We start from the raw sequence: 26998 nt of genomic DNA on the forward strand, positions 1-26998 counted from the left end.
TTTAGAAGTTATAACTTAATCTGGCAAAGTAACTTCTGCCATAGAATAAATTAGAAGTTGGATCTGCAGCACCGTGAGCAGTACCGGCAACTGTACTATCTCTCACAGATGATACATCAAAAATATTTTTAACACCTGCACTTACTTCAAGATGCCTGTTGAAGAAAGGTTGTGAAACAATAAAGTCCATCATATTGAAGTTTCCTCTTTCTCCTACTTCATAGTAAGGGTTTGCAAGGTCCGGAACAAGAACGAACATTTGAAGTTTCCCTACATATCTGTAAAACAATGAGAAATTGGTATTGACTTTTGGTAAAGTATAGCTTCCGGCAACTTTCCCTTCAAAAGTATAGAAAAAGTCAGTTGGTGATTTTACTGCACCTGAAGACAATTCTTTTGAAATTCCATAATAAGATGCATTGGCAGCTAAAGTGAACTGATCTTTCTGAGCACTAAAGTTGGCCTCAAATAAATAAGATTTAAACTTATCTATATTGATATATTTATATTGTAATGGCTGCTGATTAACGATTAATTCTTCAATCCTGTTTTTAAGCTTCATGTAAGTAGCACTCGCTCCCACTTTGAAATTCCATCCGGAGATTGCATTAAACCTTTTGTCTGCATTTAATGAAGCTGTAAATCCTTCCTCAGGTTTTAAATTTTCATTTCCCCGGATATCATGATTACTATCTACGAAATAAGTATACAGTTCGTCAAAATTTGGAAACCGGTTTGCACTTCCTACTACCAAACGGATATTCGTAGTTTCATTAGCCTTTCCTCTCACCGTTAAGGAGTAGTTATGCTGGGTATCAAATTTATCACTAAGTGCAAGACGGTAACCGGGACGAATGGATAACCATTTGTTTGCATTCCACTCCGCAGAAATGAAATTTGCATAGTTGAATATTTTTCTGGTCACATTATTTCCGGCAAAACTTCCTGCAATAGATCCTGCATAACCTGAAGTATGATCTAATTCGTATCCTAACTGGAAATCAATTTTATCATTATCAAGGAAATTACTGAAAACTCCTCTTGAATAAATAATATCTGCTTTGTTGTATGACTGGTACTCATTCTTATCACCTCTTACCTCACGTTTTGGAACGTCATAGGTGAAATCTCTGTATTTTCTGTCCTGAGTCTGATAAGAAAAATCTCCGGTATAATTGATCGCCCCTAACTTGGTCTGAACATTAAGCTGATTCACATATCTTGTAGTAAGGTAATCTCTGTCTGTAGAAACATAAGTTCTGTTTCCTTCGCCTAAATAAAGTTCTCCAACAATTGGATTATAATAGTTCAGCTTTTCGCTGACAAAACCGAATTTATAGAATATGGACGTTTTATTTTTACTGTATCGTACAATACCATCAACATTCAATACGTCTTTAGGCTGCCACAGATATCCTCTTTTTTTATCTTGTCCAAAATATTTATATCCTTCCTGAGTTCCTTTGAATCCCTGAAAATCATTATGATTAATATTTGCCCCTACATACCAGTGTTCATCAATATTATACCCTATGTTCAATGTTTGTATATGTCTTCCTTCTCCTTTTTTATAAAAATCATACTCTTTACCTACCGTTTCTTCCTGTACAGAAGCATTGAGGGTCAACTTTTTGGTGCTATTCTTTTTGGTAATAATATTAATAACCCCTGCTACTGCATTACTTCCGTAATCTACTCCCATGGAGCCTCTTACAATTTCAATACGTTCAACATTATTTACATTCAGTTTTGTAAGATCTATATTATTTCCTAGACCTATATCTCCAACGATAGGAATATTATCTACCAGAATTTTAGTATATTCTCCACCTAGTCCCATAAGACTTGCTGTAGAATTACCTGAGTTACGATCTGATGTGATAAGAATATTTAAGCTTTGATTCAGAACGTCGGCTACATTGGTGGCAGCCATTCTTTTAATTTGTTCTGCATCAACTACTTCAACTTTATAAATAGATTTATTAATAGATTGCTGGGTATATTGCCCTGTAACGACAACTTCTTCTATTTTCTTCTGATTAAGAGAATCTTTTTCTTGTGCACTCATCCATAATACTATGGATAATGATAGAACGGAAAGCACCTTCTTCTTCATAGAGTAAAAATTTTGGCAAATATAATGCTTTATTTAGAATAGTTAAAAATTAATACTTATTTTTGTAGAATAATTCTAAATAAAAATAATGTCATGAAATTAAAACTACTTTTAGGAACATTAATGTTTACGGCTTTCACAGCAAATGCACAAGTATCTTCAATAAATGAAACTTTTAGTTCTTTCACTACCGGTACGGCATCATTACCTCAAAATGGATGGAGTACAGTAATTCCTGCTTCATCTAATCCTGCTAATCCTAGCTGGGTACCAATGCTTACAGTAGAACCGGGAACTGGGAACAATTTTGTTCAGGCTTATTCATTTTTTGCAGGAAGTAAGGCATTTTATTTGATAACTCCACAAATTGTTGCTCCAAATGGTACTCAGACTTTATCATTCAGTTCGGCTCTTATTGGTGGTACGCCAGGAGGAACGGGTACTCTTGAAGTTGGTCTTGTAGCAAGCCCTTCAGATATGTCTACTTTTACTCCTATCGGAACTACTGTAAACCTTACATCAAGTACAGATGCTACGACAACTTTCAATGTACAACAGTCTTCATTCCAATATATCGCATTCAAGTTCACAGCATCTACAGTCCACGTAGCATTGCGTATGGATGATGTAGTATTAACTGCTGCCAGCGGTACGCTAGGTGTTTCTGATCATGTTAAAACGAAAAATGCTCTGCAATTTGCTGTTAATTCAGAGAACACGGCATTGGAATTTGTTACAGCAAAAGCGCCAAAAAATATCCAGATCTACTCTGCTACCGGGCAGAAAGCTACAGAAGGGAAGCTTAATGGACAAAGATTTGACATCAGTACACTTCAAACCGGAGTTTATTATGTTCTTATTGAAACTGCAGAGGGATCAGTAGTACAATCTAAGTTCATCAAAAAATAAGGTTTATTACACAATCATATACCTTTATAAAGCCGGCTGGAAGATTTCCAGCCGGCTTTTTTTATGAAAAGATAGTCCTGCCTCTATCATAATAATAACCAGTGGTAAGAATGATGATTAACACTTATTTATTCTCCCCGAAAACTTTATATCAAAAGTGAACACGACAAAAATCATGTTTTTATTTAGACTGATTAAAAATAATTATATACTTTTGTAGAATAATTCTAAATAAGGATTCAAAAAAATTAAATTATGAAAACAAAACTATTTTTGGCTTCGATGCTTGCACTAACGGTTCAGCAGACTGTTTTAGCGCAAACTGATGCATTAGGGTATACACAAGTAAATATGTCTATGGGAAGCGGATACCAAAACCGTGTATTTGTTAATCTGGAAGATGGTAATATGGTTCCTCAGCCTGCTAATACATGGGATGTTGCTTTTTATAGAAATTCAAACTTTGCATTTGGATCAAGAATTAATGATGCTAAAGATATTGAAGTATATGCAGCTTCAACCAATCTGGCAGACTGGGATACTATCAGTATAAGTAATGAATCTTCTTGGGGAGCACCTCTTTATAACCCGGATCAGACAACAGATTTGAGTCAGGGAGCCTTCGAACAGGGACCGATTACTGATCAATTTCTTCCGGCAACAGGATGGGGAGTATACAATACATTAAATCATCATATTGATGGAAAAGCAATTTTTGTTTTAAAATACTCAAACGGAGCCTATATCAAATTTGCAATTTTAGACGCATTTGCAGGTTATACATTTAAGTATTCTAAATGGAACGGAAGTACCTGGGGGCAAACGGAGACCAGAACAATTACCAACGGAACTGATGATGCCTTCTTTAATTATTTCTCATTCGACACAGGAGCAAAAGTTCCCAATATGGAACCTTCCAAAAATGCATGGGATCTGGTATTTACAAAATATTATACTTTTTACAATGGTCTTCAGATGTATCCTCTTTCGGGAGCTATTCAAAGTCCAAATATCAAAGTGGCCATGGTACAGCCGGAAACACAGCAAACAGCTGCGTACAGCATACCTGCAAGTACCGCTTTCTCATCTGCTATAACAACTGTGGGGCACTCCTGGAAAGGGATTGGAACAGTAAAAAACGATGTAGTATACTACGTTAAAAAAGGAAGTGATTACTACAGAATGTACTTCACAACCAACGGAGGAGCCACTACAGGAAATATGTATTTCAAATACAAAAAAATTACTGAAACATTAGGTATCACTGAGGTAGGTAAAAATGCAAGCTTCGGAATCTATCCTAATCCAACAACTTCTGACAAACATGTTACCGTATTGTTTGATGTAAAACAAAAAGCAGGCAATAAAGGTAATGTGGAAGTTTATGACCTTACCGGTAAGCAGGTTTATTCTGCGGAACTGTCTAACCAGGCTGGGTTCTACAAACAAGATCTGAACCTATCACATCTTACTTCAGGTAATTACCTTGTAAAAATCACTTACGGAGGCAGTTCGGAAACGAAAAAGCTTATCGTGAAATAAATTTTTTATTTTAATACTTTCTATTTTTTCTAATAAAAAGGCGGTTTCAACTTCTTGAAACCGCCTTTTATATTATTTAATAGATTTTAAATCCTTTATAAACTTCCGTCGAGCTCTCCATCATTCTGGAAGCATCTTTACGGAAATCCAGCAGATGATCTTGCCCTATATGTCTGTTGTGGTGTTCTACACTCTCCCATAGCTCAATAAGGAAAAAAGTCCCCTTATTATCTTTATCTTCAATAAGGTCATACTGCAGGCAGCCTTCTTCCTTTCTTGTTTCTTTCACAAGGTTCTGAAACAGCTCTACCGCATCCATCAGATAGTTTTCATTAAATTTAAAGAGTGCAATGATATGTAAATTCATGTTCTAATATTTAGTGATGTAAAAGTAGAATATTTTCAAAACCAAATATATTTTTAATGCTTTTATTTTTGAACATTTAACATGTTTTTTAATTGAAAACTGATTTATAAATAGTTATGGAACTCATGATAATCACCAGAAGTCCAATCATCAGAAACATCTTCTTCACAGGAAGTCTGGCGGTAAGCATAGCGGAAAAAGGAGCCGTTATAATTCCTCCTATCAAAAGCCCGAGAATAATGTTCCAATGCTGAATACCAAGGGTAAAGAAAAAAGTAACTGCAGCAGTTACAGTCAGAATAAACTTGGCTACGGTAGAACTTCCTACTGCAAATCTGGGGGTAAAGGCATTTTTGATCAGTGTTCCGGTAACCAGAGGCCCCCATCCTCCTCCTGCGAATGAATCTATAAAACCACCGATTATACCAAGTCTTGTGAGGTTTGTTTTTCTTTTCAGTGCCTTACTTTGTTTTCCTTTGAAAGCATTTGATAAGATTTGTATCCCGAGATATAATGTATAAAATGCAATAAGTGTTTTTGTAATTTTGGCATAATATTCTCCCAGATATGTTAAGGAAACAGCTCCAATAACGGCACCGATAACAGCAGGAATCGCCAGTTTCTTAACCAGGTTTTTACTTACATTTTTAAGTTTGATATGGCTTACACTTCCTGCAGCCGTTGTAAAACTTTCTGCAGAATGAATACTGGCACTTACAATATGTGGGGGAATATTGAGGAGTAAAAGTGTCGTTGTACAAATTACGCCGTAGCCCATTCCCATAGATCCTGCAACAATTTCTGCAAAAACACCTACTAACAGCATCCAGTAGAAAATATAATTGTCTTTGGCTAATATGTTTAAAAGCTCATCCAGATACCCTAATTCGTACATAGAAAATACGGCAATACCTAAAATTGCTACGGTTACAAAAAGTAAGTTAAGCCTTACCTGGACTTTTCTTGAAATTACCATATATAATATATCGTTTCGGTGTATTTACATCTTCATCCACCATCCGCATGAGATAAAGCTGAAGCATTGCAAATATCTGATAAAATAATTATCCTACCAAAAAGATAGACTAACAATTCAAAAAAAAGGATCAGGTTTAGTCAACCAGATCCATTAAAGTTTTTTTCTCTAAAATATTTAAAGAGGCATCCCTAACTTCGATCAGTACATCATGGAGCCCGCAGTGATCTTCATTACAGTCTTCACATTTTTCATAGAAATTCAGACTTACACAGGGAAGCATGGCAATAGGGCCGTTTACAAGACGGATAATCTTGGCCAGTTTTACATTTTCAGGCTTTTCTTTGAGGAAATATCCTCCCCCTTTTCCTTTTTTACTGTCGAGAATCTCCGCTTTTTTCAGTTCAAGCAGAATATTTTCCAAAAACTTTAAAGGAATCTTTTTGTGTTCCGCGATTTCGGAAATAAGAATAGGCCCTTCATTTCTTTTTTCTACAAGATATGAAAGTGCCTTAAACGCATATTGAGATTTTTTTGAAAGCATTACAGCAAAAGTAAGAAAATTGTTTAATATTTGAAAAAGGTTAGAAAAGTAGAAAAAATAAAGAAGACCAGAAGCTATAAAAAATTGAAAATAAGCACATTATACACAAAACCCTACTACCCTCACCTTTTATTGCAACAAAAAACGGTTCTCCAGAATCTTATTTCATTAGACTTTATTTTTATGACGAGTAATAAATTGGCTAAATAAGGTTTAAAATAAATTACGTCACCTTATCCGCTTTCTTTGTCCCAACAATTTTGCCTTTTTCCCATTAAATCATTATGTTTGTCTTATGTTCAGTAAACAAGAAGCACAGCAGTTAAAAAAAGACTTTTGGACAGCTTTTGGAAAATCTTTTCCAAGAAAATGGATTCTCTATGATACCAAAGTCAAGGATATGGCATTCAAATTCTCTGCAGATAATAAAAAAGTAGAAGTATCGTTAGATATTGAAATGAAAGATGAAATCTTCCGGAATGCTTACTATGAAAAAATCTGGTCGCTGGAAGATATTTTAAAAGACTTCATCGGAGAGTTTCATAAAGAAGAATATTACAGCCTGGAAAATGGCAAAGTTATTAGCAGAATCTGGGTAGAAAAACACAGTGTATCAGTATTTAACAAAAACACATGGCAAGAAATTTTTGAATTCTTTTACGACAAAATGGACGGATTTGAAAGGTTTTACTACGAATATGAGGATTTTATAAAGGATATATGAAATCCTTATGAAAATTATACTAATATACACTAAAGGATAAGATAAAAAAGAAACTTATCTTTGCTTCATACCACTTAAACTAATAAATGAAACTAACTAACATGATTAAAAATGAAAAAAGTGTACAAAAACATTTTTGGAGAAGTCATATCCAAAAGCAATGCTGCGAAGCTAAATGAATATCATCTGTATTACTATGACAAAGGTTCGGATTTCCTGAAAGAAATAGAATTCATCAGTGAAGATAGTATATACAATATCAACTACTTTCTAAGTGATCACGAAAACGAGGAACAGGTACTGGATTACCTGAAAGAAAAATCTGACTTTTTTGATATTGAAAAAAGAGAAACAAGCGGTCATTTTATTATTTCTACCAACAAACTTTACTCGCTTTCTGTAGATGATATGCCTTTAATATCAAAGACTGTCTTCAAAACAGATGATCCTGAAAATTTTATATGCTCTCAGGTTATTGACAATGAAACAGCCGAGCCCCAACTTGAAAAAACGGTTAAATGCTGGTATACATCTGATCAAAGCGGAGAAATATATGCAGCGATAGAATGCAGCTATCAGGAAGACGGGAAACTGGAACTTGCCATCGACAAAACTTCTGATCCTGACCACGAGGAAAACTGGAAACATTATGATTATGATACCTTTCAGGATCTTCAGGAACAATTTTCATCCGACATCAGCTATTACAGAACCGCCACATTATTACCTAAGGAAGCCTATCAAAAATAATTATTTTTTTATCACCTAATCACAATTTATTATAATGGAAGACAGTCCAGTTTTTTTTACAGACGGAAATGACCCGGAAATGATTAAAGCCTATCAAAAAGCACAGGATACTTTTAAGTATTTCTGGCGTGAGCAATCGTGGGAATACAGAAGAATTATCCCCGGGCTTGATGTAGCCTGTGTAAAGACTCTTTTTGAAGAGCAGGATGAACAGACAGGAGAAAATCTTGCTGAGCATATGTGGATCAACGAAGTTTTTTTTGACGGTAACAGTATCAAAGGCTACCTGATCAATGAACCTAATGAGCTTAAAAATATTCAGGTGGGCGATTATGTAGAGATACCTTTAAGTCATCTTACCGACTGGCTTTTTGCGATAACTCCGAATGTGCAGAAGCCTAAAGGACTCTCCAAACTCTTTTCATCATCATCACCCGTACTTCCGAAAACCTACGGTGGATTTACGATTCAGAAAATGCGTGCTGATATGTCTGAGGCAGAAAGAAAGGATCATGATGAAGCCTGGCAGCTCGACTTTGGTGACTTCAACGACATTCAGGTGGTTAATAACCAGAAAGAAAACCCTGAAAACCTTATTGAACATCCTATGAGCCAAAATATGAAGGATGAATTCGATAAGTTCTTGCAACAATATCCTGATGAAATCCTCAATATTGACGACCATGGTCTGACTCTTCTTCACAGAGAGACTATTGCAGGAAATCTCACCACTGTAAAGGTTGCTTTGAAGGCCGGAGCCGATAAAAATATTCTATCCGGAAATGGAAAAACAGCTTTAGACTATGCAAAACAATTGAAATGGGATCACATTATTCCTGTATTGGAAAATTAACAGAATATTTAATCAAAACAAAAAAGAGAAACGTTCAAGTTTCTCTTTTTTGTTTTGATTAATGGTTTGACTTAATAATATTTTCAACAAGCCCGGTTTCAATGGGATTTCCTCCCCCATTGTTATAAAAATCCAGAGGAATAATTCCCAGACGCCTTTGCCCGGAATAATTTGTGTATTGCTTCAACCACGGATTCATAGCAGGATCTACTCCTATTCCACCCCAGGCGTACTGGTAGGGTGTATGATGAAATGCTCCAAAGGCAATACTGTTAAAACTCACATACATTATAGACTCGTTTGCCGAATCTTTTTTCATAGCTCTTTCCAGATTTTCCTGTACATACTTTACTTTTTTATGGGTGTCATAACTTTGATAGTTATCTTCGATATAAAACTTCTGTCCTTGTGCATTTTCACTTTCAAAAGTAACATCATCTTTCCAGGGTCCGAATCTCACTCCTGCTTTGCTTTTATCTATTCCTGAGTTTCCGGTATTCAGATCAAATCTATAAAAAAACACAATCTTTCCTTTGGCCTGTCCCAGGTCCGGAACAGAGTTTCCCTGATAGTAGAGACCGTTATATTTTTTAAGATAATACATGAAATTTTCAGAAATATCCTGTCCGCTTTTCTCATTATTGACGGACATTAAAACAGTTTCGGAAGGGTGATTTTTCAAAAATGTCTGACAAGCATTCAATACTTCACCAAATGTAACATCACAGGAGATAATACCGTGATAGAGACTTAATGGGTCAGATGAGTATGAAGAATTTACCAATCTGATATCCAGAAAACGAATTCCGTTCTCAAGCTGCTGCTGGATATCATAATTCTGACACCGTGCTCCAAAGGCTGCAGAAGAAATTTTGTAAGTACCCGAGTCATGGGTTCCCGGGATACTCAAAGCTTTCAATGAGTTTTTTTGATTCACTTTACCCATCCATTCAGAAGCATTAAACTTGCAATAAAACTGATTGACTCCTGAAACCAAAATATTACATTTGAAATAAATATTCTCACCCGTTTCCAAAATATAAGTTCCTGAATTTTTTTTAAGATTCCGGCTGCCAATCCACCAGTTATTTTCCAGTTTTGAATTGTGCCCCTGCCCTATTTGAATATCATATAACTCACAATGTCTGTTCTGATAATCAAAAGACAGTGTACAGGTAAATGCAAAATTCAGTTTGCCAGGCAATGCGTCATTAGAACTGCAGCCAATGGCATTACCGCCTGATATTTTATTTTTAAACCATTGGGCAACTGTATCAGTCCCATGCCTTCCCGCCTGAACATCTATTTCCCACGTATTTCCGGACTTCTGAATAATATCCGGTATATTTTCCCAGGGCTCCCCTGAAGAAATGCTATGTTCTGTTATTACAATTCGTAAATTACTTACTCCATCCATCATTTGGAGGAGAAATCTGTTATGTCGTTTTGTTGGCATGATAGTATGATTTTGTGATATTTATTTACACTTATCATACAAAACTAGAGAGAAATAAAGAATGCTATTAGCGTATAAATACGGATTTTAGAGAATAGGTATTTCCTGAAAGAAATCACTATTTTTTTAAATGATAATGATAAAAAATCATTTTATCTATATTTATATAAAGGCACAAATAAAAAGTCACTGTGTAAAAACTAAAAAATCTAAGAAAGCAAAGAGGCTTCACACTGGATATAAACAAAAAAGAGAAGCTTTCGCTTCTCTTTTTTTATTCAAATTTCTTCTTTCTCAACCAGAAGAATAACCCTCCTATCAAACCTATAATCACCAGCGGAAGTAATAAATTCAACCACTGCCAGTTGGTTTTTTCTTCGGTGATTCTGTGCCTGTCCAGAAGTCGTTCTTCAATATTTCGATTTCTCAGCTCCATTAGATTACTGTCATCTAACAGATAATCTAATGCATTTCTAAGGAACTGTTCATTTCCAAATTGTTCGTTAGTCAGCAGATCCACTCCCAGCGGAAGCGGTTTCCCTTTGATTACTTTATTTCTTCCAACATCTCCGTCTGCAATAACGATCATTTTATTTTCAGGACTTGCAGCTTTAAATCCAGGATAAGATTTCCTTTCAATTCTTGATGCATAAGCAGAGTTAAATTTCCCTTCCAGTGCTACAGCAAAGATTTTGGGTGTGCTTGGCTTTTCCATTTGCCCAAGGCTGTCTACGCTTGCAATTTCTTTCAGATCAACATAATTCGGAACCTGTTTCAGCAATGTTCTTTCACTGGATTCGAAAAGAACTTTTGTTTTGATATTCTTTCTTCCTCCTAACGTATCGATAGAAGTTGGAAATTCAAATTTTACAGGATTAATATTTTTAGTAATCGGATTATTACTTTCAGCAATTCCCAATGGGTAATATGGCCATGGCAGACTTGTATATTGGGGATTTCCGCCTACTTCTCCTGTTACAAGTCTCAGCAAAGCAAACTTCTTAACATCTTTTACCAAAGCGGGATTGATTCTTATCCCATAATTGAAAAAGAAATCTGTCATATTGATATCTACCGGGAAAGGCATTACTTTTTTAGACCTTGTCAGTGTATCCATTTCAGCATTTACGGCATCAATCATCCAAAGCGTTTTCCCGCCATTCATGATATATTGGTCAAGGATTACTTTTTCATTATCTGTAAAAGCTTTTCTTGGCTTTGCAATCACCAAAGCACTCATCTGCTTTAGCAAAGGAACATCTTCCTGTGAAAGTTCGGCCTGGTTCTTAGGAATGATAGGTCCTGCATCATAGTTTTCCATTGCCAGATGCACAAATCCCTGAAATTCTTCAGCACTCAATTCATCATGATTTACCAGAATCCCTATTTTCTTTTTCTTATCAACTGCAATATTCTTAATATTGGATACAAGGCTGTATTCAAGACCTTCAATTGATCTGGTAAGCTGCTGATCTGCGTCTATACCTGCCTGCTGTACTACCAAAGGTATAGATGCCCCATCATTTCCATATTTAATAACAGCATAGGGAAAAAGAGTGATCTGTGAGATCTTTCCATCTTTGATATCCGGAAGAATAGAAGGTTCCATTCCCATCGCCATCAGGGTATCCTGAGACATTTTTGTCTTAATCGGGTCGATGAATTTAAAATCAATCTTTGAATTGACTTTTCTGAACTCTTCCAGCATGAACTTCGTTTCGCTCTGAAGCTGCTTAAAGCTCGCCGGAAAGTCACCTTCAAGATACACTTCAACAGTAAGAGGCTTTTTCACAGACTCCAGCACTTTGATGGTACTGTCGGAAAGAGTATATCTTTTTTCTTTTGTAAGGTCTAATCTGATCCCTGAATACGCCAGGATAATAACAAGGGGAACAATCACAAATAAGAAAATTCCCAGTGGAGATTTAGCATTGATCTTCTTCATAATTCTACTTCTTTTTGTTTATAAAATGATTGGACAATACTAATGAAGCTCCAATGACCAGAATAAAATAAGCTACATCCTTAAAATCAATAAGACCCCTTGTGAAGCCTAAGAAATGCTGATAAAATCCTATATTCTGAAGAAGAAAATCTGCTCCTCCCAGAAGTTTGTAGCTCGCCAGCTGTTCGATTCCAAAGTACATAATGAAGCACATGAAAACACCCAGAAGATAAGCCATAATCTGGTTTTGTGATAATGAAGATGCCAAAATTCCCACTCCGGAAAATGCGGCAATGAGCATAATCAGCCCCAGGTAACTTCCAAGAGTCATCCCAAGGTCAATATTCCCTGCCGGAACTCCTAACACATATACCGTATAAAGGTAGATCAAAGAAGGAATCAGACATAAAATCCCCACGATCCATACGGAAAGGAATTTTCCTGTTACCAGATCTGAAATTTTTAAAGGTTGTGAAAAAAGCCAGTTCAATGTTCCGGTTTGCTGTTCTTCAGCAAAAGTTTTCATGGAAAGCGCCGGGATGATGAACATCAGCAGCCATGGAACCAATACAAAATAGCTCTGCAGCGAGGCCATTCCGATCTCAAAAATATTAGAATCGTTGTCGAAAAAGAACAGGAAAAGGGTCGCTATCAAACTGAAAGCGGCAATGATCACCCATGCGCTCCAGTTTCCAAAGTAACTCCAAAGTTCTTTCTTTAAAATTGCAATCATAGTTTTTTAGTAAAGTGTAGAAAAGATAGATATCCTACTCCACAATTATTTGTTTTTTTTATTTTTATTTACAAGTTTTACGGTCATCATGATCAGAAATACAAGAACGAAAAATCCTGTAATTAATTGCCACCAATATTCAATTGCCATTGATTTTAAAATAACCGTGAATACGACCAGAAACAAAATGAATGTCGCAATTTCATTCGCCTGTCTCAGTTTGATATTGGCAGTTTCTAATGGGTCTCCGTTCAGTACCTTTAAATGAAGTACTTTTTTCCAGCACCAGTAATGGTAAACAGCAAGCCCGATAAGAAAGGTAAGTTTTAAATGAAACCATCCCATTTTCATCAACCCCGGATTTAAGGCGATCATGACCAATCCACATACTGTCATAATGACTCCTGCCGGAACGGTAATGATATTCCAGAGTCTTCTGGCCATAAATGTGTACTGCTCTCTAAGAATTTTCTTTTTTTCTCCCGGAAATTCATCGGTATCCTTATAGTAAACGAAAATCCTCACGAGATAAAAAATTCCCGCAAAATAACTCACCATAAAAATAATGTGCAGCGCTTTGATTATTGTATAAAGCATTCAGAAAAAATTAACAGCAAAGATAAGCTTATTATATAATTGTTAAAAATAAATTTCTTTTGATCAGGAAAACCTAATTAAAATGGAGTTCTATAAAAAAATAGTTCGGCTCGGGGCAGCAAAGCTGCCCGAGCCGAACATTATATTTTCATTGATTGGACCAATTCAACGATTAAGAGATCACTCCTAATTCTTTTCCTACTTTTTCAAAAGCAGCAATCGCTTTATCCAGATGTTCTTTGGTATGAGCAGCTGATAACTGTACTCTGATTCTTGCTTTTCCTTTCGGTACTACAGGGTAGAAGAAACCAATTACATAGATTCCCTCATCCATTAGCTTTTCAGCCATTTTCTGAGAAAGCGGAGCATCGTAAAGCATCACAGGAACAATCGCAGCATCTCCGTCCGGAATATCAAAGCCTTTTGCTTTCATCTCTGTTCTGAAATAGTCTGCATTTTCCATTACTTTATCACGAAGTGATGTATCGTCAGAGATCATATCCAATACCTTCAAAGCAGCGCCTACGATTCCTGGAGCTAAAGAGTTTGAAAACAAATACGGTCTTGAACGCTGTCTCAGCATATCAATAATCTCTTTTTTACCGGAAGTAAATCCTCCTAAGGCACCACCCAAAGCTTTTCCTAATGTAGAAGTAATAATATCTACTCTTCCCATTACTTCATTTGCTTCATGAGTACCACGGCCTGTTTTCCCAATAAATCCTGTTGCATGAGAGTCGTCTACCATTACCAAAGCATCATATTTATCAGCAAGATCACAAACTCCTTTTAAGTCTGCAACAATCCCGTCCATAGAGAATACTCCGTCTGTAACGATGATTTTGAAACGGTGATTCTTTTCAGAAGCTGCAATTAACTGAGCTTCCAGATCAGCCATATTGTTATTTTTATATCGGTATCTTGCGGCTTTACAAAGACGAACTCCGTCTATGATAGAAGCATGATTCAATTCATCTGAAATAATAGCATCCTCTTCTGTAAATAATGGTTCAAAAACTCCACCATTCGCATCAAATGCCGCTGCATAAAGAATTGTATCTTCAAGACCTAAGAAATCTGCAATCTTTTTCTCTAAATCCTTGTGAATATCTTGTGTACCACAGATAAAACGTACAGAAGACATTCCATACCCATGAGACTGGATCATATCCTGAGAAGCTTTCATTACTTCCGGATTGTTGGATAATCCCAGATAATTATTCGCACAGAAGTTCAATAGCTTTTTACCATTAGCTTCTATTTCTGCACTTTGCTGAGAAGTGATGATTCTTTCTTTTTTGTAAAGTCCGTCACTCTCAATATTCTGAAGTTCATTCTGTAAATGTTGAAGGTATTTTTCAGAGATCATTTTAGTAATTTTTTAGATGTGCTAATTTACTAAAAAGGCCGCAAAATAAAACCTTTTATATGTTTAATTCTAAAAAATTGGTGCTATATTCAGTTTTAACGATATTAGTCTATAATTTCAGTAGGATAATACCTATATTTGTTTAAAATTTGAGCGTATGAAATTAGTTCCGGCACAGAAAATAAAAAAAATAAGTCCCGAAACCTTTATCAAGAAGCATATGAAGCCAAGAATTCCGGTTATTCTTCAAGATTTTGCAGATCCGGAAAGCCCTGCTTTTAAAAAGTGGAATTATGATTATTTTAAAGAAATTGCAGGCGAACATAAAGTCAATATTTACGGTAGCGAGATTGAATCACTGGACCGAGTAGCCAGCAAACCGATAGGACAAAGCACTTTTTCAGAGTATCTTGATTTGATTACCTCCTCTCCTACCGAGCACCGCCTTTTCTTATTTAATTTATTAACCATTAAACCCGAGCTTAAAAATGATATTCATTATAATGATGTTACAAAAGGAAAAATTTTAAAATGGCTTCCTTTTATGTTCTTCGGAGGCGAGGGTTCAATTACCAGAAACCATGTTGATATTGATATGTCTCACGTTTTTATCACCCAGTTTCAGGGAATCAAAAAAATATGGCTTTTCCCTTGGGAACAGTCTGATTTACTTTACAAACTTCCCTATAATTTTCATAGCATTACTAATATTAAAGAGCCTGACTATGCGGAATTTCCGGGATTAAAATATGTAAACGGCTATGAAGCTGTTATTAAACCGGGAGAAACCCTCTATATTCCTTCCGGATGGTGGCATTATATACAATATGAAACGGAAGGTTATTCTGTTTCTATCAGAGCCCTGCCTTCAGGATGGCTTGAAAAATGGAGAGGTTTTAAAAACCTTGTTCTGATCAGACATTTTGATAATGTAATGCGAAATGTATTTAGACAGAAATGGTTTGATTTTAAAGTACGAAAAGCTGTTAGAAAGGCCAACAGATCAATCAAAAAACAACGAAGCTTTCAAATATGAAAGCTTCGTTTATAATTATCAATCAAGAATATTATACCCAATAAGGGGCTTGTCAGAAATCATTAATGTTTAATAAACTTGATATTTTTCTCATCAACCGTAAAAATATAAGCGCCCGGAACCAATTCTGAGATTCCTATTGCCTTACCCGGCTGATACGTTCCTTTTCCTACCAGTTTTCCATCAAGAGCATGAATGGAAAACTCAACAGTCTTATTAATTCCCTTTATATATAATTCATTTTTTGCAGGATTCGGATATAAGCCAAAGTTATCTTTCTCAACTGACGATATGCTTAATGTATTATCCTGAGTCACGGTAGAGTTTTTTTCCAGAATCTGGTATTCATAATTAAACTGAACACTTGCAATCGGGAAAGATACAGACTCCTGGAAGTATTGGTTATTGGAAGTATTATTAAGCACCAAATAAGCAGTTTGCCCAGCCGTTCCGATTACTTTAACAGGTAGAGGCATTTCAAAAAAACTGACAGTAGGACTACTTTGTGTCTGACTAACTTTAAACAAAGTCTGAGTTCCAGATTGCTGCCATTTGATAGCATAAGTAGGATATCCTTCGCCAGTCACCCAATCATTAAAAAACTCAGTAAAATCTTTTCCTGTAGACTGAAGTAATGAAGTATTAAAGTCTGAAGTCCTTACATAATTGTAAGCAAGAGCAGGCCTTGCATGGTATTCTTTAAGCGCCTGGTAAAAAGCGGCATCTCCCAAGATCCACTTCAGCATTCTCAGAACATAACCTCCTTTTGCATAAGTAAGCCTGCTGTCGAAAATTCTGTTGATACTTGAAAGTCCGCTATCCGGAACATAAACGCTTCCCCCGGGACTTCCGGTAATATAACTGATCTGCCCATTCAGGTAATTCATAAAATCTGTATTGGGCATCAGTAGTTTTTCATTGGCCAAGTGTTCTCCAAAAGTGGCAAACCCCTCATTCAGCCAGATATCATTCCATGCCCCGCAGGTAACTTTATCTCCAAACCACTGATGGGCAAGCTCATGAGCAATAAGAGTTTTACTCCAGCCTCCCAGAGAAGACATCGTTTGATGCTCCATTCCTCCTCCATACATAAATTCCATATGACCGTATTTTTCGTTACGGAACGGGTATTCACCAAAATAGGTCTCAAAAGTATTCATTACCTGCTTTGTCCAGGTAATATTCGCCATACTTGTTGCATTGGAACTGGTAGATGGATAGACATAGTTGACAAAAGGAAACGGAGGGTTTCCGATTGTATCAGTCAGTTTAACAAAATTAGTAATAGCCAGTGCAATCAGATAAGCGGGTGTAGGATACATCGTTCTCCAGAAGGTAAGCTTTGTACTTCCTGTAGGAAAAGTTTCTGACATCAGTTTCCCGTTGGCTGCTACGTTATAGTTTTGAGGTGTTGTAATTTTAAAATCAAATCGGTCAATTTTATCATTCATACTCTGCTTGGTAGGAAACCAGTCCTGTGCCCCATAGGGCTCACTTAAAGTCGCAAGAACAGGTATTCCTCCCTGAAGGCTTGTTTTAAAAGCATCATTACCTGTAGACGGGGCTCCAGAATAATATATAGTAAGAGAATCTAATGTATTGGCCGGAATAGATGCCGGAAAATCAATCTTTAATTCCTTTGTGGAAAGCTGCTGAAAGCTGGTGATATTCGATCCGTGATATTTCACCTGCGAAACCGTCAGTGTATTGGAAAGGTCAAAATAAATGCTTCCCATATTCTGTGTAGGTTTAAAGTGAGAAGTTACAGAACCTGAAATATTATAAACTGCCGGATCCAGGGTAACGTCCATTCTTTGGTACTGCAGGTCATAATTCAGGGTATTGGCATTCACGTTCCCTATATTCATTTTGTGAGTAAAGGACTTCTTTTCCTTTTCAATCAAACCTTTCATATCAATGTTTTGATCCTGTTTCTGGCCGTAGAACGGTTGGGATATCAAAAATCCCAATATCAAAAGGTACAATTTTGTCATGCTTAGAAAATATTTAACCAAATATAAAAAAAACCTTTTAATCAATGATTAAAAGGCTATTATAATATATAAAATAAAAAAAAATTAAAGTTCCAGTGCCGGTTCAAGAATTTTCTCCATTCTTTTCTTCACCATATCTACTGATCCGGAATAATTATTGACCATTAGGGAGAAAACCAATGTTTTTCCGGAATTGGTTTTTAGATAACCCGCCAGTGTTTTTACTTTGTTTAAAGTTCCCGTTTTAGCAAATATCTGACCATTACCTCCTCCGATGAACATTCTTTTCAAAGTTCCAGACTGTCCGCCAATTGGCAAAGAAGTGAGATAAGACCTGTAATACTTCTGATCCATTAAGGAAGTTAGAAACTTCACCTGAGAAATAGGAGTCACATTATTACTTCTTGAAAGCCCGCTTCCATCAATGTAATTAAGGCCCAACATGTCAAAGCCGGCATCTTTCAGATGTCCTGTTACTACTATTCTTCCCGATTCTGAAGTCTGATCACCTATTTTCTGGAATCCTACAGTTTTCAGCAAAGACTCAGCTAATGAATTGTCACTGTGCTGATTTGTATAATAAATAATATCACCTAAAGTGGGAGACTGATACGCTGAAAGCATTTTTCTGTTCTCTGGTGCTGCATCTGTCATTTTTGGAGTTACCTTTCCGGTAACAGGGATTCCGCTTTTTACCAAAGTCGTTCTGAAAGAATTAGCAAGGTAAGCCGGTGCATCCGGAAGTTTGGTTGTCAATACTCCGTCTCCTTCATATTTTTCAGCATATACCATCTGATGGGCATAAGGAGAAACGTAGAAAAATTTCTTTTCTGTAGAGAAACCTCCTTTTTTAACGATCAGTTTTTCATTTGCAGGGTTTATTCCACGAGTTGTTCCTGCAGGCAGGTAGTAATTATTGTTTTCCAACCATACAACATTTTCCGGAAGCATTGAAATATTGCCTTTGAAAAGCGCTGTCTGAATGATAATATCACCATTTACCTTTTTGATTCCCTCTCTTGAAACACCTCCTATGAAATCTGAGATAATGTCTCTGTAAGATGAAGCTCCTGCTTTATTGGTTCCTAACGAAGGATCCCCGCTTCCAATTACATAAAGATTCCCATTTAAAACTCCGTTTTCATCCACAGTTCCTGAATACTCCAGCTGGGTCATCCAGCGGTAGTTCTCGCCCAACAGATTCATTGCGGTTTCTGTAGTCAATAATTTAGTAGTAGAAGCCGGAACCAAAGGAGTATTTTCATTGTACGAAGAGATTACTTTCTTCGTTTTTGGATCATACACAACGAATCCCCAGCTTGCATTTTTCAGCACAGGATCTGCCATCATTGTGTTTACATTAATATCTACAAGTTCTTTTGCTGACAAAACAGCTTTTTCCACCACCGAACTAACCGGTGAGGGCAGATGTAAACTGCTTTTCTGATTGTCATAATTCTGAGAATAAAGAACGGTAGAAACGGTAGACTGAGCCAGGAAAAAACCGGAAGCCAACACCGCTACACTTGAAATATATTTTCTGTAATTTACCATCTATCTTCTTTTTGTTCTATAGTTTTGACTCTATAAAAAATGATAAGTTAAATCATTCAATAAAAAAGCCAAACACTTAATCAACGTCCAAAAGTAGAAATTATTGTCATACAAAAGCCTATAGCCAGCTTATAAAAGACTGTAAAGTTTGTTAAAAATTGTTAAAAATCCACAAAAACCCCTTTTTTAACGCTTTGATAAGCAGTGATTTCATCAAATTCTTTTAGACTTATCAAAACCAGATCCTTAAACTTCTCATAATTTTTACCCCTCGGTAGCTTAAGCAAAATCTGAAACTGATATAAATTATTCAGTCTTGCAATCTGGGCCCTTTCCGGTCCCAAAATACAATCTTCCGGCAGATATTTTCTTAAGATAGATCCCAGAAACTGAGAAGCACGGTCTACCTTTTCATCTCTGATATGCTTCAGCTCAATCATAATAAGCTTAGTAAATGGCGGATAGTGAAATTTCTGGCGCTCTGTAAGAATGTATTTATAGATCTTCGCCGGATTGTTCATCTTAATAAGCTGAAATACGGAATGTTCAGGATTATAAGTCTGAATCAGAATTTTTCCCTTTCCGGATACTCTTCCTGCTCTTCCGGAAACCTGTGTGATCAGCTGATAGGCCCTTTCCTCTGCCCTGAAATCCTGTACATACAGCATAGAATCTGCTTTTGGAATCGCTACCAGTTCAATATGGTCAAAATCCAGTCCTTTAGATATCATTTGTGTTCCTACAATGATATCGGTCTCTCTATCTTCTATCTTTTCATACAGCTTTTCGTAAGCAAATTTTTTACGCATAGAATCTACGTCCATTCTATCCACTTCATTTTCGGGGAAAAGTTTAGAAACTTCTTCATGAATCTGCTCTACTCCAACGCCTCTTTCATTTAAATTTTCGGATTGGCATTTAGGGCATGTCTTAGGTTTTGAAGCTTTTTGTCCACAGTAGTGGCATTTCATCTCGTTAGCTGCCTTATGGTAAGTCATCACCACATCACAATTGGAGCAATAGTTCACATATCCACAGCTTTCACATTCTATTACATTAGAATAGCCACGACGGTTGTGAAGGACAATAGCCTGGTTTTTTTCGTCTACTGTCTTCTTTATTTCTTCAATAAGCCTTAAAGAGAAATTTCCGGAAACTTTTTTAGACTCGTGAGCTTCCTTGAAATTGATAAGTTCATATTCCGGCAGACTGACCTCCCCGAACCTTTCATTCAGAAATACGTATTTTATCTTATCTTTTCGGGCTCTGTAATAACTTTCCACAGAAGGGGTTGCAGATCCAAGGATCACTCCCGCCTTATAAAGCCCTCCCAATACCAATGCTGCATCTTTAGCATTAAAATAAGGAGATACTTCTTTTGGTTTGTATGCAGAATCGTGTTCTTCATCTACAACAATCAAACCTAAATTCTGATAAGGTAAAAACAAAGCATTACGGGTAGCAATCAGAACACGGATATCATTCTGCTTAATTCTTCTCCATACTTCCACCTTTTCAAAATCAGTCAGCTTCTGATGGTAGAATCCCAACTGCCTGCCATATTTTTTTTCTAATCTCTGGGTGATCTGTTTAGTAAGAGATATTTCGGGAAGTAAAAACAGTACATTGTTTCCCTGTTGTATACATTCTTCTATTTTCTCTAAATAAATATGGGTTTTTCCAGACGAAGTGACTCCATGAAGCAGAACATTTTTCCCCTCTTCAAAGGCTTCATCAATTTCGGATTTAGCTATTTTCTGCTGTTCGGAAAGTTCTTCAAGTTCTTCAATCTCTCCTTCATAGCTTTCTATACGGTCCTTCTGCATATAATATTCCTCCACAAAGCCTTTATCTGCAAGCGCTTTGAAGTGAGAACTTCCAAAGTAACCATCTTCAAAAAGTCCGGCTTTCTTAATATGAATATCCGGATGTTCTGTTTGTTTTTCCAGAATCAAAAGGAAAAGATCTTTCTGTTTGGGAGCTTTATTAAGTTTTAAAAGAATTTCTGTAAGATTCTGGTTCCTCAAAACCTCATCATTAATTTTTACATAGGAAACCTCTTTCGCTTTATATTTTTCAGCAATTTTTTCATCAATCTCAATATACTGCATGTCAATAAGTGAGTTGATGGTTTTAATAATCTCTTTTTTAGGAATAAAAGCCTCAATATCTGTAAGGTTAATCAGCTGCCGAACTTCCAGTGCCTGAATAAGGTACATTTCACTCACATCCAGATTTTCAAAATCAATAACAGCACCTGGTTTCAGTTTTAGATAGGTTTCACTTTCCAGCTTTAATGAGGAAGGAAAAGCAAACCTGTAAATTTCCCCAAGACTACACAGATAATAGTCCGAAAGCCAGTTCCAGAAACGAATCTGTTCCTCAGGAAGGATTGGCTTATCATCCAGCATACTGATCACATCCTTTGCGACAAAATTCTCAGGGGCATTGTTATGAAGTTCAAATATAATTCCTGTATAAATCTTCTTTCCTCCAAACGGTACCAATACCCGCATTCCGGGTTGTATTTCAGATATCAGTTCTTCAGGAACTTTATAGGTAAAAGATCCTTTCAGGTTCAGTGGTAAAACAATTTGAGCGTATTGCAAGGGAATTTTTTAAAGTGTAAAATTAGATTTTTCTTCACAGAATTGCAATTATTTATATTTTTATCGTTCTTTTAAAAACCAATATTTTCAATTAAAACTTTATAACCATGAAAAAAGTATTGTCTCTGTTCTTCCTGTTTCTTTTATTAATTATTCAGGCACAGGAAAAAACAGCTATAAAAAAGACTGAGATAACAATTCCAATTGGAAAAAAACTGCTCCTAAAAACTCATATAGAAGGTAATACTATCAATGGTTTTGAAATTACTGATGAACAAAGTATCAGTGATAAACCGGATATGATGAAAGTTCTGAAAAATTTTGAAAAAGATAAAATAACTGATAACAGTATTGAATTTACCTTTTGTGAAGCACAAATGATGAATAATCCGTATTTCATACTTAAAACAGTACAAAAAACCGGAAAGCAAATGACTTTTAAAGCTAAAATCAGGTTAAAAGGATCTCCTTTATATTCTTCAACCTCCATTATGCCCGTTGGAAGCAACAGTCTTTCTCTTGAACAGTGGCAGAATAATATTGACTCCATTTTCCTTTATGACTTTAAGCTAAAATAAAAGCTGAGTCATCTCATACCAAAACGCAGAAGTAAAAAATCCTACAATAATACTGACACCAATGATCAGGTTGATAAGTTTTGTATTGAGTCTGAACTGCTCTGCTATGATACTTGAAGTAATCAGGGTAGGCATTGCTGCTTCAAAGATGGTAATTTTTGCAATATCCCCTTTGATGCCAAATAATAAAGCCAGTCCCACAACGATTGCCGGAGCCAGAATCAATTTATAAAGCATAGACATAGACATTTGCGGGATCAGTTTTTTCCATCCGTTAAATTTTAGCTGCAGTCCAACTGAAAATAAAGCTAAGGGGCTTACTGTGGCAGCTAGCTTATCAAAGAAAGGCTCTGCAGCTGTAAAATCTATAAATTGTGACAACACTAAAGCAGAGATACAGCCCACTAACGGTGGAAAGGTTACCAGTCTTTTTAAAATAAATACAGCACTTACCTTACCTGATCTGCTTCCTCCTTTTACAGCTGCTATAATTCCTAATGTAGAAAGGGCAAAAAACATAGTCTGGTCACAGATAATGGCAATACTCAGCAGCCCTTCTCCATAAAAAGCACTGATCAGAGGAAATCCGATGAAAGAAGTATTACTATAACCACTTGCCAGTTCTAAACTGCTTCTTGAACGCCTTGAGTACCCCTTGCGCTTGCTGTAAAACATCATAAAGAAGAAACAAAATACAGAAATTAAAAAAGTAGCTGCAATAGGAAACAGCATTTCCGTTGTCCATTTTACTTTAGGCAGGTATTTAAAAGAAACTGCCGGAAGAGCAAGATAAAGAATCCAGGTATTGATCCCCTTGTGGGCATCAGGGTGGATAGATTTTGTTGCTTTGAATATCATTCCTGCAATAATGCAAACTGCAATCAGAACAAAATTTACCATAACTATAAAGAAATATGATGCAAATTTACGGCTGATTTTTGAGTTGGAAGAGTAAAATTTATATTTTCTCGGGTATGATTTCTATTAAAGCAGGAATAATAGGGGGTTAGTAAAAGTTTCTTTTACATATCAACCCTTCCAGATTTCCAGAAGCCTAAAATCCGGAAATAATTTTAGTTGTTCATGACTTCCCAGAGGCTCATGACTTCAACTTTTTCTAAAGGTTTTGAAAGGATAATTCTCCTGGATGATCCAGGCAGGAGATCGAAAAAATTATCACTGAAATGAGTATTTCCAATCAGATAAACATCTTTTGCCAGAACATCTGCAGATACTTCTATCTCCACCGGAGATATTTTTCTGATTGTAATGTCAGGTTTTGAAAGTTTTAAATCTTTTGGTCTATTAAAAAAGAACAGTTTTTCATATTTTAAATCATTTTCAGAGGTGATTTTTAAAACAGCTTTTGATGTGTCAAATTGGACTAACTGTGATTTTGTAATGCTCGATATTTTTTCACTGGCATCTGCCTTCAGGTCACCGGACTTCCTGCTCTCCCAAAGCTTTTTCCCTTCAAAATCAATCAATTCTATTTTTAAACTAAACTTCAAATCTTTAAGCAAATCACTTATAAAGTAAATATCATAGTTTTTATCAGTCTCTGCTACGGATATCAATATAGGTTCAAAACTTCTTTTAGCCTGATAGTGAAATGCCTTCCAGTTCCCAAGATAATCAATGGAAGACCATGAAACCACGGGCCAGCAGTCATTGAGCTGCCAATATAAAGTTCCCATATTATAAGGCTTTGCACGGCGGTGAGCTTCAATGGCAATCTGCATTCCGCGGGCCTGCAGCAGCTGGGAAACATAATTGTATTTCACAAAGTCAGTGGGGATTTTGTAATCACGCTTTAAGTATTCATTAATAATATCCCAGCCTCTGGAATGTTTTTCATGAGCTTTGACCGTTGAGTTTTCCACCCTTAATTCCGGAGTACCGGAAAACATTGATTTGGCAGTTTCAAGGGTAGGCATTCCCTGAAAGCCATATTCAGACATGAAGCGTCCTACTTTCTCGTTATAAATCTCAAAGGGCTGTTCTCCCCACCAGACTCCCCAATAGTGAGAATCTCCTTCTGTAAGGCTTTCTTTATGCCCCCACCCGATTGATGGAGAACTTGGCCAATAGATATTTTTATCTGCGGTAAGATTTTCTTTTAAGGCAGCAGGAATAACATCATGAAACAGCTTTTTATAATCCTTCCAAACCTGTAGTGAATCGTTCTTTGAATACCTGAACTGCTTCTGATATCCCCAGTTGACAATCGCTTCATCAATCTCATTATTTCCACACCACAAGGCTATGGACGGATGGTTCTGAAGTCTGTTCACCTGATCTTTCACTTCTTCTTTTACATTGTTTAAAAATGCTTCATCTGAGGGATAAAAGCTTCCTGCAAACATAAAATCCTGCCACACCAAAATTCCGTTTTCATCGCAGGCTTTGTAAAATTCATCATCTTCATAAATCCCGCCTCCCCAAATACGAATCATATTCATATTGGCATCTTTGGTATCTTTGATCACCTTTTGGTATTTTTCTTTCGTAATTCTTGGTAAAAAACTATCTGCAGGAATCCAGTTTGTCCCTTTGATATAGAGTGGGCTTCCATTCACCTTAAAGGAAAAGGATTTTCCGTTTGAATCTTTTTTCTGAATCAGTTCTACTGTTCTTAAACCCATCTTTTGGTTCTTTTCTGAAAGTACTTTTGCCTCTTTGAGTAAGGAAACCTGTATATCATACAAATAGGGTTCACCTCTTCCGTTTGGCTGCCAAAGTTTTGGATTATGAATGGTAAAAGGGATATCTATCCTGTTTTGTCCTTTTTTCAATGAAATGGTATTCTCTTTACCGTTCAAGATAAGGTTATATCTCCCTGCTTTGCCTGCCACAATTGAAGTATGAAGAGCCAGGTCTGCTTTTTTATCGGCTATATTCTTCTGCTCAATCTTCAGGGTTTCTATTTTCGCGGTATTCCAGTATTCAATCTTAATATCTTTCCATATTCCTGCTGTTACAAGCCTTGGTCCCCAGTCCCAGCCAAACTGGTATTGTGCTTTTCTTACAAAACTTCTTGGTGACTCAGGCACTGTAAAGGGAACTGCTTTTGCCAGCTCTTTTCCGGTACTGACAGCAGATTTAAAATTGATTTGCAATAGATTATCTCCCTTTATCAGATAGTTTTTTACCGGAACCTTCCATTTCCTAAACATATTATCTGTTTTTTTCAACAGTTTTCCATTCAGGTAAATTTCTGCGAAGGTATCAAGTCCGTTAAAAATCAAATCTATATTTTCCTTCTTTAGTTCCTGTGACGAAATGCTGAAGGTAGTCTGATATTCCCAGTCTTCATTTTCTACCCATTGTACTTTCTTTTCATTTTCATCTTTAAAAGGATCAGGAATCAGTTTATTATTCATCAGGTCCAGATGAACAGTTCCCGGTATTTTGGCCGGAAACCAGTTTTTCTGCTTCGGGTTTCTGAACTGCCAGTTTTCAGAGGATAAGCTTCTTTCTGAAAATTGTGCAAAAATGATATTCTGACTGAAAAGCAACGCAAAAAGTAGTATTTTATTCATCAATAGTTTGTTTACAATGCTGTGGACTCCGTCCTTATTGGTTTACCGTTAAAATTATGCAGTATGTCACTTCGTTTCAGATAGGCTAATGTCTGTGAATGAAAAAACCGGATTGAATTCCAATCGTATGTTTTGTTTTATGATTTATTCTTAAGGGCAACCACCTCATCAGGATTGGCAAAAGCACCGCCATCTGTAATAGCAGAAGAGTGGAAATAATCCGCTTTTGTAAACGCTCTTAATTCTTCAATATTTGAGGAACGGAGACCGCCTCCTACAAGAATTTCTATTCTTCCACCGGCTAGTTCAACCAGTTTTTTCAGGTTTCCTTTTCCCTCAGATACATTGGGTTTCTGACCTGACGTAAGAATTGTTTTAAAACCACATTCTATGACTTTTTCTAAGGAATCTTCCAGTGTTTTAGCTCTGTCAAAAGCACGATGAAAGGTACAGGGAAGCGGTGCAGCAAGCTCTATCAAAGCTTTATTCTGTTGCATACTGACCTCATCATTCTCATCCAGAATGCCGAAAACAAAACCATCAACACCAAGAGTCTTTAAATGAACCAGATCGTTTTTCATCTTTTCAAATTCTGTTTCTGAATAGGTAAAATCACCTCCCCGTGGACGAATCATTACAAAAATCGGGATATCTATTTTGTCACGAAGTTTCTTTGTGGTTTCAAATTCCGGAGTGGTTCCTCCTTCACTGAGACCAGCACATAATTCTATTCTGTCTGCTCCATTTTCGAAAGCAATAATCGCTGACTCAGGATTAAAGCAGGCTATTTCTATTTTTGGCATT

At 36.3% G+C, this 26998-nt stretch carries 22 protein-coding genes; 7 read left to right on the plus strand and 15 right to left on the minus strand.

The genetic code is table 11. The annotated features are described in order from the left end of the window. Position 1 precedes the first annotated feature (1 nt). A complete protein-coding gene (locus AC27VX_RS10425) occupies positions 2–2116 on the minus strand; it encodes a TonB-dependent receptor plug domain-containing protein (protein ID WP_236858406.1) in 2115 nt (704 codons plus the stop codon). 93 nt (positions 2117–2209) lie between these two features. On the opposite strand from AC27VX_RS10425, the gene AC27VX_RS10430 reads away from it, so the two are divergent. Next, entirely contained in the window at positions 2210–3025 is an 816-nt protein-coding gene (locus AC27VX_RS10430; RefSeq protein WP_488695452.1) for a T9SS type A sorting domain-containing protein, read from the plus strand. A gap of 255 nt (positions 3026–3280) precedes the next feature. Next, the gene (locus AC27VX_RS10435) at positions 3281–4567 is read left to right on the plus strand and encodes a T9SS type A sorting domain-containing protein (protein ID WP_488695454.1); all 1287 of its coding nucleotides are present in this window, start codon (positions 3281–3283) and stop codon (positions 4565–4567) included. 76 nt (positions 4568–4643) lie between these two features. On the opposite strand, the gene AC27VX_RS10440 is transcribed toward AC27VX_RS10435, so the two are convergent. The 3 genes from AC27VX_RS10440 to AC27VX_RS10450 form a co-directional block, all read right to left on the minus strand. Beyond that, on the minus strand, positions 4644–4934 hold the full coding sequence (locus AC27VX_RS10440; RefSeq protein ID WP_236858403.1) for a putative quinol monooxygenase: 291 nt from the start codon (positions 4932–4934) through the stop codon (positions 4644–4646). Between the two features lie 88 nt (positions 4935–5022). Next, the gene (locus tag AC27VX_RS10445; RefSeq protein WP_236858402.1) at positions 5023–5910 is read right to left on the minus strand and encodes a sulfite exporter TauE/SafE family protein; all 888 of its coding nucleotides are present in this window, start codon (positions 5908–5910) and stop codon (positions 5023–5025) included. A gap of 136 nt (positions 5911–6046) precedes the next feature. Next, positions 6047–6454, minus strand: coding sequence for an RrF2 family transcriptional regulator (locus tag AC27VX_RS10450; RefSeq protein WP_109620007.1), 408 nt, complete (start codon positions 6452–6454; stop codon positions 6047–6049). A 295-nt stretch (positions 6455–6749) separates the two neighbouring features. Here AC27VX_RS10450 and AC27VX_RS10455 point away from each other — a divergent pair, with 295 nt between their 5' ends. The 3 genes from AC27VX_RS10455 to AC27VX_RS10465 all read left to right on the plus strand — a co-directional run bounded on the left by AC27VX_RS10455 (position 6750) and on the right by AC27VX_RS10465 (position 8781). Further along, complete coding sequence (locus AC27VX_RS10455) at positions 6750–7178, plus strand: DUF4268 domain-containing protein (RefSeq protein ID WP_236858401.1); 429 nt, start codon at positions 6750–6752, stop codon at positions 7176–7178. Between the two features lie 111 nt (positions 7179–7289). Beyond that, entirely contained in the window at positions 7290–7928 is a 639-nt protein-coding gene (locus AC27VX_RS10460) for a hypothetical protein (RefSeq protein WP_236858400.1), read from the plus strand. A gap of 34 nt (positions 7929–7962) precedes the next feature. Continuing rightward, positions 7963–8781: a DUF2314 domain-containing protein gene (locus AC27VX_RS10465; protein ID WP_488695458.1), complete on the plus strand. Its 819-nt coding sequence runs from the start codon at positions 7963–7965 to the stop codon at positions 8779–8781. Between the two features lie 58 nt (positions 8782–8839). Here the strand turns inward: AC27VX_RS10465 and AC27VX_RS10470 are convergent, their stop codons facing one another. From AC27VX_RS10470 to kbl, 5 genes are all read right to left on the minus strand, one after another. Then, positions 8840–10237 carry a phosphatidylinositol-specific phospholipase C gene (locus tag AC27VX_RS10470; protein WP_300688100.1) on the minus strand — a complete coding sequence of 466 codons (1398 nt, stop codon included), beginning with the start codon at positions 10235–10237 and terminating at the stop codon, positions 8840–8842. A 274-nt stretch (positions 10238–10511) separates the two neighbouring features. Further along, positions 10512–12182 (minus strand): gliding motility-associated ABC transporter substrate-binding protein GldG, encoded by a 1671-nt coding sequence (gene gldG, locus AC27VX_RS10475; protein ID WP_300688098.1) that lies wholly within the window; start codon positions 12180–12182, stop codon positions 10512–10514. Positions 12183–12186: 4 nt separating this feature from the next. Next, a complete protein-coding gene (locus AC27VX_RS10480) occupies positions 12187–12915 on the minus strand; it encodes an ABC transporter permease (protein ID WP_236858392.1) in 729 nt (242 codons plus the stop codon). A 45-nt stretch (positions 12916–12960) separates the two neighbouring features. Beyond that, positions 12961–13512, minus strand: a complete 552-nt coding sequence (locus AC27VX_RS10485; RefSeq protein WP_300688089.1) for a CopD family protein — start codon at positions 13510–13512, stop codon at positions 12961–12963. Positions 13513–13684: 172 nt separating this feature from the next. Further along, complete coding sequence (kbl, locus tag AC27VX_RS10490; protein ID WP_236858388.1) at positions 13685–14881, minus strand: glycine C-acetyltransferase; 1197 nt, start codon at positions 14879–14881, stop codon at positions 13685–13687. 157 nt (positions 14882–15038) lie between these two features. Here kbl and AC27VX_RS10495 point away from each other — a divergent pair, with 157 nt between their 5' ends. Next, positions 15039–15917, plus strand: coding sequence for a cupin-like domain-containing protein (locus tag AC27VX_RS10495; RefSeq protein WP_236858386.1), 879 nt, complete (start codon positions 15039–15041; stop codon positions 15915–15917). 62 nt (positions 15918–15979) lie between these two features. Here AC27VX_RS10495 and AC27VX_RS10500 read toward each other — a convergent pair whose 3' ends face one another. The 3 genes from AC27VX_RS10500 to priA form a co-directional block, all read right to left on the minus strand. After that, positions 15980–17911 (minus strand): M1 family metallopeptidase, encoded by a 1932-nt coding sequence (locus AC27VX_RS10500; protein WP_236858379.1) that lies wholly within the window; start codon positions 17909–17911, stop codon positions 15980–15982. Positions 17912–17995: 84 nt separating this feature from the next. Further along, entirely contained in the window at positions 17996–19465 is a 1470-nt protein-coding gene (dacB, locus tag AC27VX_RS10505) for a D-alanyl-D-alanine carboxypeptidase/D-alanyl-D-alanine endopeptidase (RefSeq protein ID WP_236858371.1), read from the minus strand. Between the two features lie 161 nt (positions 19466–19626). Beyond that, complete coding sequence (gene priA / locus AC27VX_RS10510) at positions 19627–22074, minus strand: replication restart helicase PriA (RefSeq protein ID WP_488695462.1); 2448 nt, start codon at positions 22072–22074, stop codon at positions 19627–19629. Positions 22075–22181: 107 nt separating this feature from the next. Between priA and AC27VX_RS10515 the strand changes: the two genes are divergently transcribed. Next, positions 22182–22652 carry a hypothetical protein gene (locus AC27VX_RS10515; protein WP_236858355.1) on the plus strand — a complete coding sequence of 157 codons (471 nt, stop codon included), beginning with the start codon at positions 22182–22184 and terminating at the stop codon, positions 22650–22652. Here the strand turns inward: AC27VX_RS10515 and AC27VX_RS10520 are convergent. From AC27VX_RS10520 to AC27VX_RS10530, 3 genes are all read right to left on the minus strand, one after another. Continuing rightward, on the minus strand, positions 22644–23552 hold the full coding sequence (locus AC27VX_RS10520; protein WP_488695464.1) for an AEC family transporter: 909 nt from the start codon (positions 23550–23552) through the stop codon (positions 22644–22646). The genes AC27VX_RS10515 and AC27VX_RS10520 overlap by 9 nt on opposite strands. A 173-nt stretch (positions 23553–23725) precedes the next feature. Continuing rightward, complete coding sequence (locus AC27VX_RS10525) at positions 23726–26194, minus strand: beta-mannosidase (protein ID WP_488695466.1); 2469 nt, start codon at positions 26192–26194, stop codon at positions 23726–23728. A gap of 137 nt (positions 26195–26331) precedes the next feature. Beyond that, positions 26332–26997, minus strand: a complete 666-nt coding sequence (locus tag AC27VX_RS10530; protein WP_488695468.1) for a copper homeostasis protein CutC — start codon at positions 26995–26997, stop codon at positions 26332–26334. Between the last annotated feature and the right edge of the window lies 1 nt (position 26998).

Source organism: Chryseobacterium sp. 14P4.3.2, assembly GCF_057799275.1.